Origin of the sequence: Blastochloris sulfoviridis (assembly GCF_008630065.1) — a bacterium.
Classification (GTDB): Bacteria; Pseudomonadota; Alphaproteobacteria; order Rhizobiales; family Xanthobacteraceae; genus Blastochloris; species Blastochloris sulfoviridis.
In genome coordinates this window covers 1-10,284 of the sequence record NZ_VWPL01000052.1, presented here as the reverse complement: position 1 = coordinate 10,284, position 10,284 = coordinate 1, and the positions used below count along the sequence as shown (strand labels likewise).

Genomic DNA, 10,284 nt, shown 5'->3' with positions numbered 1-10,284 from the left:
GTCTTCGACGGACTCGTCCTCGTCGCTGTCTTCAGCGCCGGTCAACGCCGCGTTCAAGGCCGCTGCCGCCTTGCCGCCCTGGCTTGAATGCGCCTCGTCGATGATGATGGCAAAGCGGCGGTCTTTGTGCTGGGAGCCGATATCATCGAGGATGAACGGGAATTTCTGAACCGTGGTGATGATGATCTTCTTGCCGTCGGCAATGAAGCGGCGCAGATCGCCAGAATGCTCGGCATGGCCAACTGTCGCGCCGACTTGCGCGAACTGTTTGATGGTGTCGCGGATTTGCTGATCCAGAATGCGGCGGTCGGTGACGACGATCACCGAGTCAAAGATCTGGCCGGTGGCATCGCCAAGCCGCACCAGTTGGTGCGCCAGCCATGCGATCGAGTTCGATTTGCCTGATCCCGCGGAATGCTGGATCAGCACGCGCCGGCCGGCGCCCTTCTCCCTGGCGTCGGCCAGCAACCTGCGGACCACATCGAGCTGGTGAAACCGCGGAAAAAGCTGGTCGCGCTTCACCTTACCGGTCTTGGCGTCCCTGCGCCCGACGATCTGGGCATAGTTCTCAATGATGTCGGTCAGCCCGAGCGGCGTCAGAATGTCCTTCCAGAGGTAGTCCGTCTTCAGGCCGTTCGGATTGGGCGGGTTGCCGGCGCCATCTTTCCAGCCCTTGTTGAAGGGCAGGAACCAGGACGCCTTGCCCTTGAGGTGGGTGCAGAACATCACCTGGGCGTCGTCCACGGCGAAATGGGTCAGGCAGCGGCCGAATTCGAACAGCTTCTCTCGCGGGTCACGATCGCGCCTGTACTGCTCGACGGCGTCTTCGACGGTTTGCTTGGTCAGGCTGTTCTTGAGTTCGAACGTGGCGACCGGTAGGCCATTGATGAACAGCGCGAGGTCGAGCGCGCGGGCGGTGTCGTCGCGGCTGTAACGCAATTGCCGGGTGACGGAAAAGCGGTTCAGCGCGAAGCGTCCGGCGGCCTTGACGTTGCCAGGTGACGGCGTGCCATAGAACAAGTCCACGTCATGCGGGCCGTGTTTGATCCCGTGCCGCAGCACGTCGATGACGCCGCGTTTGCCGATCTCGCCTTGCAGGCGGGCGAGAAATTTCTGGCGTGCCGGGCTGTCGTTATCGAGATCAAGCGCGGCGACCAGAGGCGGCTGGGTCGCAGCGATGAAGGCGCGCAACTGGGCCAGATCGACGGTCCATGCCCGGTCAAAGGCTTTCGGATCGCCCAGCAGCCAGTTGTGCAGCCCGACAAAGGGCTCGGGCTCTTCGGCAAAGCCGCCCCCGGCACGCGCCGCCGGCCTGCCGGTCATGTCGGCGACGATGAGAGCTTCGAGGCCCTGTTCCGAGGTGTCGGTCGTCATGCGGCCCTGAGCCAACCGTTCGACCGAAGGGTCTCGTAGGCGATGCCGATCTGGCGCGGCGAGAAGCGCCGCTTGCGGTCGTTCCAGGCATAGACCTTCGCGGTGGCGTCCTCGACTCCGGAAGCCTGTTCGCGCGTGGCGACCCAATGCACGGTGGCCAACAGTTCCAGGCCGAACGGCGTCTCGAATCCTTCGACCAGCTTGCCGACGCGATCGAAACGCCCCCTGGCGGCGGCATCCGCCGCCAGGAAAGCCTCGGCGTCGGTGACGGCACCCGGCACCAGCTCAAGCTGCTTGTCGGGAGCATCCCCGCCGTCCCGATAGCCCGAGATGAGATGGCCCTCAATCGCGTGCAGAACATGACGCAGGTTCTCGGCATAGGGGCCGTAAGGTGCCTTGGCGTATTGCAGCCGCAGCGGCTCGCCCGCCTCCTGCATGAAGTACAGAAGCTTATGCACTTCGAGGAGCGTCACGAACGGGTCCATCAGCCCGCCGAGATAGCGGTTCATCAGCACGACAAGCGCCGCGCGTCCCGGCGTCATCCTCGGAACGTCTCGGGACTTCGTCTCCACGGGTGCGTTGTTCGGCTCGAAGATGATCACCTGAAGATCGTGCAGGCCGTGCAAGGCCTCGACGATGCGCGGGCGCACGTCGGCCCAGTTCAGGCCTCCCAGACCGCTGCCGAGCGGCGGGATCGCGATCGACCGGATGCCGCGCGTGCGAATCTCTTCGACAAGCGCTCTCAGGCCCGACTCGACGTCCTCGATCCGGCTCTTGCCGCGCCAATGGCGCTTGGTGGGGAAGTTGATGATGTATTTCGGGTTGGTGAAGGTGCCGGTCTCGAACACGAACATTTTGCCCGGCCGCACGTCCTCTCGCGCGCAGGCGGCCTCGTAAGCCTTGAAGTTCGCCGGATAGGCGTTCTTGAATTGGAGCGCGATGCCGCGGCCCATGATGCCGACGCAGTTGACCGTGTTGACGATCGCTTCCGCGTCCGCCGTCAGGATGTCTCCGGTCCTGAACTCGATCATCGCCATATCCCCTCAATAATACCAAGCTCGCTTGACCTCGACCCTCGGCCGGTGCGTGGCGCCCTGCAGGGCGGCGGCCACCCTTGGCGCGATGCCCTGGGAATGAATGCCGATCCGCTCAACAAGGCTCCAGGGGAACGAGCCCTCGATGAGGAATTCAGCCTGCTTGCCTTCCTTCACGTCCGCCGGGCGGAAATCGGTTGCCGCCACCGCGTCCCAGTTGATCTCGTCCAGTTTGTCGAGACCGGTGCGGAACTGTGTGTAGTAGGCGCCTCTGCGTTCGAGCGCGCGAAAGCCCAGCGCCGACCGTTCGCCTCCGCCCACCGGACGACATGATGAAGATCGGCCTCAAGATGGACAATCGGCTGCTGGCCGCCCCGGTAGGCAAGTTCGGGGTGGTTCGCGCAGTGAATTATGAACAGCATAATCGAACGCGAACAAAAATAGAACGGGACATATTCGCCCACCTTGGTGCCCTGATGACAGGAAACCGGAAGGCCAAGCCGCCGCTGCTTGATACTGCCCATGCCGATCAGGGTGCCGCCCGGTCGCTGAACCATCACCGCATCCGACCACAGGCAGCCGTCCGCGACAATCGAGGCGAGATTGTCGACATGGACGATGTGGTAGATTTTCGGCTGGGCGGGAACGGGCATGGTCAGGCTGCCCCTCGTACATACCAGCCGAACTCTTTGTGCCGGCGCTCGATCAGGTCGACAAACAAATCAAGCACACGACGCATGTCCGAGACGGAGATGACCGCGCCCCATGTGCGCGCGCCGCTCGGGGCAGTATTCCAGATGCGCAATGCCTGGACTTGCGCCTTGCCGTCAGAAACGAAGTCGATGTTTCCATGCGCCATTCCGTTTCGCATCAGGCGGACGAGATCGCCCAGAGACTTTGGATCTTTATCTGAAGGGCGCTCCTTAGCGATGCGCGGCCAACCCAGGGTCTCCGACTCCGTAAGCGGGAGCGCCATCAGGTCGTCCCGCATAGCCTCGAAGGGATGGGCAAGAGCCCCAAGGAACGTGTTGATGAGTTGAGTGACCTCATAGGGGCCGGTCGGTCCAGCATGCGCCTCGACGAATACGAGGTTCGCCATAGAGCGGCGCATGATGTCGAGCAGCGGCTTGGTCGGCATCCCCATCAGGCGGCGACCTCCTCGTTCTCGGCATCGGTGGCGTCCTGCTCGTCGAGGTCTTCGTCGCCGCCCGCCTCTTCGACCGGCCGGTCGTCGGTGATTTCAGGCAGCGCGTTGGCGAGCACCCGCACATCGAGCTTGCCGGTGACGACATCGGCGATCAAACGGGTGCGGAATTCCTGGATGAGGGCGATCTCGCGCGTCGTTCGCTGAATGATGGCCGCCAAAGCACTGGTTTGACCATCAATCCAAGTGGCAATGGCGTTTTGCTCGTCGGGTGGGGCAACCGGAACCGAAACCGAACCTAGCTCTGGCTTTGTGATATGAACTAGGCCGATAATACCGTGACTTTCATCCTCAACGTGTTTTGTTACTGCTTGAAGCAGGTAGTAGAAATATTTTCCATGAACTTTGTAGTCGGTCAGCTTGAAAATATGCTGGTTCAAATACCCATTAAAATCTCGATCCCAAATGAATGACCCAAATGAGGTGCCACGGTTCCCTGACCACGCGAACATCAGATCCCCTTTCTTTATCAGCAGGAGATCTGGCAGATCACTCTTGATCGTAAAATTAAAATCGTCGGAGCCATTTAGATTTTGAATTCTAATTATTGGCGTGCCGCTTGAAGACCAGTCGCTTGGCTTGAACGCGAGTCCATTTTGAAAGCGCGTCAGGTGCTTAAGCTTCGTCACCTCCCACCCCTCAGGCACATCGCCGAGCCAGGGGATGCCTGAGGGCTTGAGCTTCACGTTCGGATCAAGGCCGCGGGTGACAGCGCGGTGGATGATGGCCTGCTTTTCTTCGTTGAGGAGCGCGACGATCCGCTTCTTGGCGCGGATCATCTTCGCCGTCTGCGCGCCGTGCCAATCCAGAAACCGCACGATCAGCCGCTGCTCGTCGGAAGATGGAACTGGAACTCGCAACTCTCCCAAATCAGGATAACGCAAGCGTGGAGCTCGTTCTCGAACCGCAGGGCATGATGCGAGGATATATCCCGTCCGCGCAGCCTGTCGTAAAACCCATGAATAGTAGCCGAGAACAGCGTCATCCACGCGTGATTCACAGACGATATACTCCGGAGTGCATTTCCCGTCGCTATCTGAGATGCCGATTGCGCCAGCGAAAGCATCCATTGAATGCACGACTAACTGACCAGTACGGACACCCTGATAGCCTTGCTCGAGCAGCGCGATCATAAAGCCATTCGAGCGTCGGTTTTTCCGGAGCGTGACTTGTCCATCCCGAAAACACGTAACGATCTCGTCGTCAGGCCGAACCGGAATTTCGGTTGCCTTCAACAATCGCTTGGCCCGCAAGACATCCCAATGCGCGGGCACCTCGCCGAGCCACGGCAGGCCGCTCGGCTTCATCTCAGGATAGGGGCGCAGGCCGTCGATCATCGGGCCGCCCCGATGATGTCCGCCATCAGGCCCTCGGTCTCACGCTCCAGCGCCAGGATGTCGGCACGGATCGCCTCCAGCGAGCGCAGCGGCTGCGGCTTATAGAAATAGCGGGTGAAGCTGATCTCATAGCCGATCTGGGTCTTGGCCTCGTCGATCCAGGCATCCGGCGCGTGCGGCAGCACCTCGCGGCGGATGAAGGCTTCCACGCCGCCCGGCTCCTTGAACGGGACGGTCTCGGTGTCACGCAGGTCGCTGTCGGGCTCGTATTCCACCACACAGCCATGTGCGCTCGCGCCGCGCGGGCTGGGCTTGCCGGCGATGATCACCGGGAACAGGCCCCGCAGCGGATCGGCAGCGATCTTGCCGGGCTTGTGGATGCGCCGAATGACCGGCGCGCCACCCTCCGAAATCCGACCCTCGTCCTTCAGCGCCTTGATCTCCTTGGGGGAATAGGCGCGTTCCCGGTCGATGCCCGTGGCGCGTAGCGGCCGCTCCACCGTGACCTTCCAATAGCCGAACTCGGCGTTGTCGAAGATGCGCGACTGCTCGGTCTCCTCGAAGCGCCGGAAGGTCTCGACGATGCGTTCGATGTCGTTGTCCGTCAGCTCGCAATTCTTCTTGCCGAGATTCTTGCGCAGCGGCTGGAACCAAGAAGTGGCATCGATCAACTGCACCTTGCCACGCCGATGGCCGGGCTTGCGGTTGGTCAGCACCCAGACATAGGTGGCGATGCCGGTGTTGTAGAACATGTTCAGCGGCAGGGCGACGATGGCTTCCAGCCAGTCGTTCTCGATGATCCAGCGCCGCACATTGCTCTCGCCGCTGCCGGCGTCGCCGGTGAAGAGCGAGGAGCCGTTGTGGACTTCCGCGATGCGGCTGCCGAGCGGCGTATTGTGCTTCATCTTCGACAGCAGGTTCGCCAGGAACAGCATCTGGCCGTCGCTGGAGCGCGTGACCAGGCTGTATTCGGGATCGCCCGCGTGCTCGATCACGAAACGCGGGTCGCGTATCCCGGCCTTGCCGCCCATGCGCTCCTGGTCGCTCTTCCAGCTCTTGCCGTAGGGTGGGTTCGACAGCATGAAATCGAACTCACGTGACGGGAAGGCATCGTTGGAGAGCGTGGACCATTCCGGTCCGCCAACGATGTTGTCGGCTTCCTCGCCTTCGCCCTTGAGCAGCAGATCGGCCTTTGCGATGGCGTAGGTTTCGCCATTGATCTCCTGGCCATAGAGGTGCGTCGAGACATGCTTGCCGTGCTGCGTGGCAAGCGCGTTCAGGGTCTCTTCCGCGACCGTCAGCATGCCGCCGGTGCCGCAGGCTCCGTCATAGAGCAGGTAGGTGCCCGAAGTGATCTGGTCGGCGATCGGCGCGAAGATCAGCCGCGCCATGAGCTTGACCGCATCGCGCGGCGTCCAGTGCTCGCCGGCCTCTTCGTTGTTGGCCTCGTTGAAACGACGGACCAGTTCCTCGAACATCGTCCCAATGGCGTGATTGTCGAGACCGGGGTGCTTCACGGAGCCGTTGCCGTTCAGCACCGGGTTGGGGCCGAGGTTGATCGACGAGTCGAGAAATTTCTCGATCAGCGTGCCCAGAACGTCCGCCTTGGACAGTTTCGGAACTTGGTTGCGGAACTCGAAATTGTCGAGAATCTCCTGCACATTGGGCGAGAAACCGTCGAGATAGGCTTCGAAATCCGCCTTCAGTTGCGCTTGGCTCGCGCGGTTGCGCAGGTCGCGCAGCGTGAAGGGCGAGGTGTTATAGAACGCCTGCCCGGCAGCCTGCCGAAGGGCGGCGTCCTGGTTGGCGATCCCGGCCTTGTCGAGGTTCGCCTTCATCGACAAGACGGCAGCCTTGGTCGGTTCCAGCACCGCATCAAGACGGCGCAACACCATCATCGGCAGGATCACGTCACGATACTTGCCGCGGACATAGAGATCGCGCAGCACATCGTCGGCGATGCCCCAGATGAAGTTCGTAATCCAGTTGAGATCGCCGTTACTCATGCCCGTTCCGTTCGTATGCGCTTCAGCAATCAACGCCTGTTGGGTGGTGCTGGCCGCCACCCCACGTAACGAATCGTCACGCTGGGATCGTGGAAGTTGGTCTACATGCGGAAAAATATCAATAAAATCAATGAGGCGTTTCTCGCTCTCTATTCTCGGCTGACCGAATTGGGTTCAAACAGTACGGCCGGGCCAATCGAAATTATCCCGAATTTTCAACGGCAAAAACTCCGTACCGCGACCCTTACAGTCCACAGGTTCGGAGAATTCGGGCGGAGAGAGAGCGGATTTCGGCCATTCCGGTCCGCGCGCAGTCCACAGGTCAGAGGCAACAACCCCGGAATTCCTTTGGAATTTCGGGCTGCTCGCGGCGCAAGAGACTGTTTGGTCAGGGGAATTTGGCGGAGAGGGAGGGACGCTCCGCCACATTTATTCCTATCCGCCACGGCCCCGAGGATTCAACACCGCCGGCACTGTGAGGGGGACTACATCGCGGACTACAAAATGGACTACCGATCTACTTTTAGCGGGATGGAGTTCGCGATGGCAAGTTCACCCTTCGATACGGGGTGAAGAACCGCCTCCTCGCCCCTTTCGTCCGGGAAATCGTCACGGCTCCCTCCTCCGCTACCAACTAAATCAAAGATTTAGCCTCGAAAATCTGACCACCAAAATCTCCCTAGCCTCTGCATAGCCTCAACTTCTTGGGGGCTAGAGCACTATCCGATCAAACGGCATCATACCCGGATGAAGCGAAGTAGTTCATGCATTGCTTCGGGGTGAAGGCCCGCAACGCCTCGCCGACGGCCGCGTCCAGAGCGTCGGCGGTTCGCGCGGCAATGCGCTCAAGGAACGACTTGATCTTCGCGAACGGCTTTTCGATGGGGTTGAAATCCGGCGAGTACGGCGGAAGATACAGCACCTTCGCGCCTTTCGCCTCGATGGCGGCCCGTACGCCGGTGACCTTGTGGGTGGGGACGTTGTCCATCACCACCGTTTCACCCGCCGACAGCGTCGGCACCAAGACCTGCTCGACATAGGCGAGGAATGCCGCCTGATCGAGCGCACCGTCGATGGTCATCGGCGCGTCGACGCGATCCCAGCGCAGTGCCGCGATCAGCGTCTTGGTCTTCCAGTGCCCGAACGGAACCGCGGCCCGGCAGCGTTCGCCCTGCGGCGCCCAGCCGAAGTGGCGCGCCATGTTGGTCGAGATCGCGGTTTCGTCGATGAACACCAGCGTCAATGGATCAAGATCGAGCTGGCCCGCGAACCAGTCCTTGCGCGCGGCTGCGATATCCTGTCGGTCCTGCTCCGAGGCGTGGCCAGTCTTCTTCTTGCGCGTGATCTTGTGCCGCGCCAGGAACCGCCACACCGTTCCGTAGCCGACGCGGAGGGCGTGCCGCTCACGGATCATCTCGCGCAGCTCCATGATGGTCAGGTCCGGCTTTTCCTCAAGCTGCCCGAGGATGAACTCGGCGTGCGCCTCGATCCGCTGCGATCGGTGGTCGCCGCCCATCTTCAGAGGCGCCACGTCTCCTGTGATTTCGACGCGTTTCGCCCACCGAACCGCGGTCGCCGGGCCGATATCAAACCGCGCCGCAGCTTGACGGCACGACATGCCGCCTTTGATCGCCTTCAGGACCTTCCTGCGAATGTCCATCGACAGTGCCATGGCGACCTCCCACGTTCTTCGGCCGTCTCAGCCGAAACGACCGCTCCAGCAAATATGGGAATCGCAAGCTTGAGATTGAATCCTCTATTGAATCAACACGCTCGGATAATGCTCTAGGGATGGGCGCTCATTGCGACGCATGCCTGCCGTCTGGGGCACCAACGGCTCCCGGGCGTTCGCCGGCAAGCCGGCGGCCGTCGCCTGGAATTTAGCGAAATATCGGGCTGTCCAGATCACCGCTTCTCATCCGGCTTGACGCACCGCTCTCAGCGGCGCAGCATAATATCTAATTGAATTAAATTGTTAACGTACGGGCATCTGTCGTAGCGACAACCCATTGAAGTCAAACCCGTCAACGCCAAGCATCAGACTGAAAGGAAATACGCTGGCACCAGACTTTCTTGGCCGGATTTCCGCAAAATACGCCTGCTTTTCAATACGCGTGGGAGACGCGGCAGTCATTTAAACAAATATAGCCGTACAGCGTGGAATATCGATCAAGATCTGGATCAGCGATGACAAAAACTGCGCCGTATCGAGTTGCCCTCCATTGCTCAGTCGCCGGTATCCTCCTCCTGGTTTCCGTGGGCTCCCGGGCCGCTGAGTCGGCTGAAATTCCGACTGAGTCACGTCAGAAGACCGGCACGCCTCCCGAATGGTCCTTCACGATCAACGCTTACGCTTGGCTGGCCGGCCTTGATGGGCGGCTGCGGACCCTCCCGCCCTTGCCAGCCGTCGACGTGAACATCGGGATCGGCACCGTTCTCGAGAACCTGGACGGCGCGATCATGGCAACGGCCGAGGCCCGCCATGGCCGCTTCCTGATCTTCACCGACATTGTTGCTTCCCGTATCTCGCCCGACAAGTCGTTCCAGGCGTTCGGCTACCCGGCCAATATCGGTCTGGAGAGCGGTACCGTGATCGCCACGGGCATGGGCGGATACCGGCTCGTCGAGACGCGTCAGTTCAGCCTGGACCTGCTGGGGGGCGCCCGCGTCTTCTCGATGAAGAACACCATCGACGTGCAGACCCAGCCATTGTCGATCTCCTACGGCAAGCGGGAGGAGTGGATGGACGGCGTCGTCGGCGGCCGGGCGATCTATGAGCTGACGGACAAGTGGTTCATGACGCTGATCGGCCTCGGCGGGGGCATCTCGTCGAATTACGAGTGGGATGTGTTCGGCGGCATCGGCTACCGCTTCAACGACCGCTGGGGAGCTTTCGCAGGCTACCGCGCCCTCAAGGTCGACTATCGCGACGGCGACTTCATCTACGACGCGCTCCAGTACGGTCCCGTTCTGGGAGCGCAGATACGGTTCTGATCGGATCAGCCTCGACGCTGGCAACCGAAATCTAGAGAGAGATGACCACGAGACGCGAGGTCGTTCAGGGATTTCCGGCGATCGGTACCGCGTTCGCAATCGGCGGCGACATCGTGCCGAACGAGACCCCCGCCCTCGCCCCCCCGGCGCGGCTCAGGGGTCACTTTCTCCACCCCAAGGGCGTGTGGCGCCATGCCATCTAAGGAATTGTCCGAGAATTATCGCTCCGAACCGAGTGAGTTTGGGCTGATGGTGTAATTCCACTCGCCGTGGAAGTCGTGGCGGGTGAGGTTGACGGCTTCAAGGTCGGCGTCGGCGATTTTGACGCCGGCCGG

The 10,284-nt window shown here is 61.1% G+C and carries 10 protein-coding genes and 1 pseudogene; 2 read left to right on the top strand and 9 right to left on the bottom strand.

Annotated features, from left to right (window positions below):
• The 8 genes and pseudogenes from F1193_RS16425 to F1193_RS16395 form a co-directional block, all read right to left on the bottom strand.
• The coding region (locus F1193_RS16425) for a type I restriction endonuclease (RefSeq protein WP_150098881.1) at nucleotides 1–1,374 on the bottom strand (1,374 nt) is incomplete at its 3' end.
• Nucleotides 1,371–2,405, bottom strand: a complete 1,035-nt coding sequence (gene darG, locus F1193_RS16420; protein ID WP_150098880.1) for a type II toxin-antitoxin system antitoxin DNA ADP-ribosyl glycohydrolase DarG — start codon at nucleotides 2,403–2,405, stop codon at nucleotides 1,371–1,373. The genes darG and F1193_RS16425, both read right to left, overlap by 4 nt.
• 12 nt (nucleotides 2,406–2,417) lie before the next feature.
• On the bottom strand, nucleotides 2,418–2,729 hold the full coding sequence (locus tag F1193_RS17710; RefSeq protein WP_281287261.1) for a DUF4433 domain-containing protein: 312 nt from the start codon (nucleotides 2,727–2,729) through the stop codon (nucleotides 2,418–2,420).
• A gap of 8 nt (nucleotides 2,730–2,737) precedes the next feature.
• Nucleotides 2,738–3,061, bottom strand: a pseudogene (locus F1193_RS17830) (DUF4433 domain-containing protein); the annotation flags it as partial.
• Between the two features lie 2 nt (nucleotides 3,062–3,063).
• The gene (locus F1193_RS16410) at nucleotides 3,064–3,552 is read right to left on the bottom strand and encodes a HEPN family nuclease (RefSeq protein WP_150098879.1); all 489 of its coding nucleotides are present in this window, start codon (nucleotides 3,550–3,552) and stop codon (nucleotides 3,064–3,066) included.
• Complete coding sequence (locus tag F1193_RS16405; RefSeq protein ID WP_150098878.1) at nucleotides 3,552–4,949, bottom strand: restriction endonuclease subunit S; 1,398 nt, start codon at nucleotides 4,947–4,949, stop codon at nucleotides 3,552–3,554. Before F1193_RS16405 ends, F1193_RS16410 begins: the two co-directional genes overlap by 1 nt.
• Nucleotides 4,946–6,955 (bottom strand): type I restriction-modification system subunit M, encoded by a 2,010-nt coding sequence (locus F1193_RS16400; RefSeq protein WP_150098877.1) that lies wholly within the window; start codon nucleotides 6,953–6,955, stop codon nucleotides 4,946–4,948. The genes F1193_RS16405 and F1193_RS16400 overlap by 4 nt, the downstream gene beginning before the upstream one ends.
• Nucleotides 6,956–7,682: 727 nt before the next feature.
• Nucleotides 7,683–8,627, bottom strand: coding sequence for an IS630 family transposase (locus tag F1193_RS16395; protein ID WP_150098876.1), 945 nt, complete (start codon nucleotides 8,625–8,627; stop codon nucleotides 7,683–7,685).
• A 515-nt stretch (nucleotides 8,628–9,142) separates the two neighbouring features.
• Here F1193_RS16395 and F1193_RS16390 point away from each other — a divergent pair.
• On the top strand, nucleotides 9,143–9,949 hold the full coding sequence (locus F1193_RS16390) for a hypothetical protein (RefSeq protein WP_150098875.1): 807 nt from the start codon (nucleotides 9,143–9,145) through the stop codon (nucleotides 9,947–9,949).
• Nucleotides 9,950–9,990: 41 nt separating this feature from the next.
• The gene (locus tag F1193_RS17215) at nucleotides 9,991–10,152 is read left to right on the top strand and encodes a hypothetical protein (RefSeq protein ID WP_170263737.1); all 162 of its coding nucleotides are present in this window, start codon (nucleotides 9,991–9,993) and stop codon (nucleotides 10,150–10,152) included.
• 15 nt (nucleotides 10,153–10,167) lie between these two features.
• Here F1193_RS17215 and F1193_RS16385 read toward each other — a convergent pair.
• Nucleotides 10,168–10,284, bottom strand: a 117-nt coding sequence (locus F1193_RS16385; protein WP_210247381.1) for an ISAzo13-like element transposase-related protein, incomplete at its 5' end; no start/stop codon positions are given.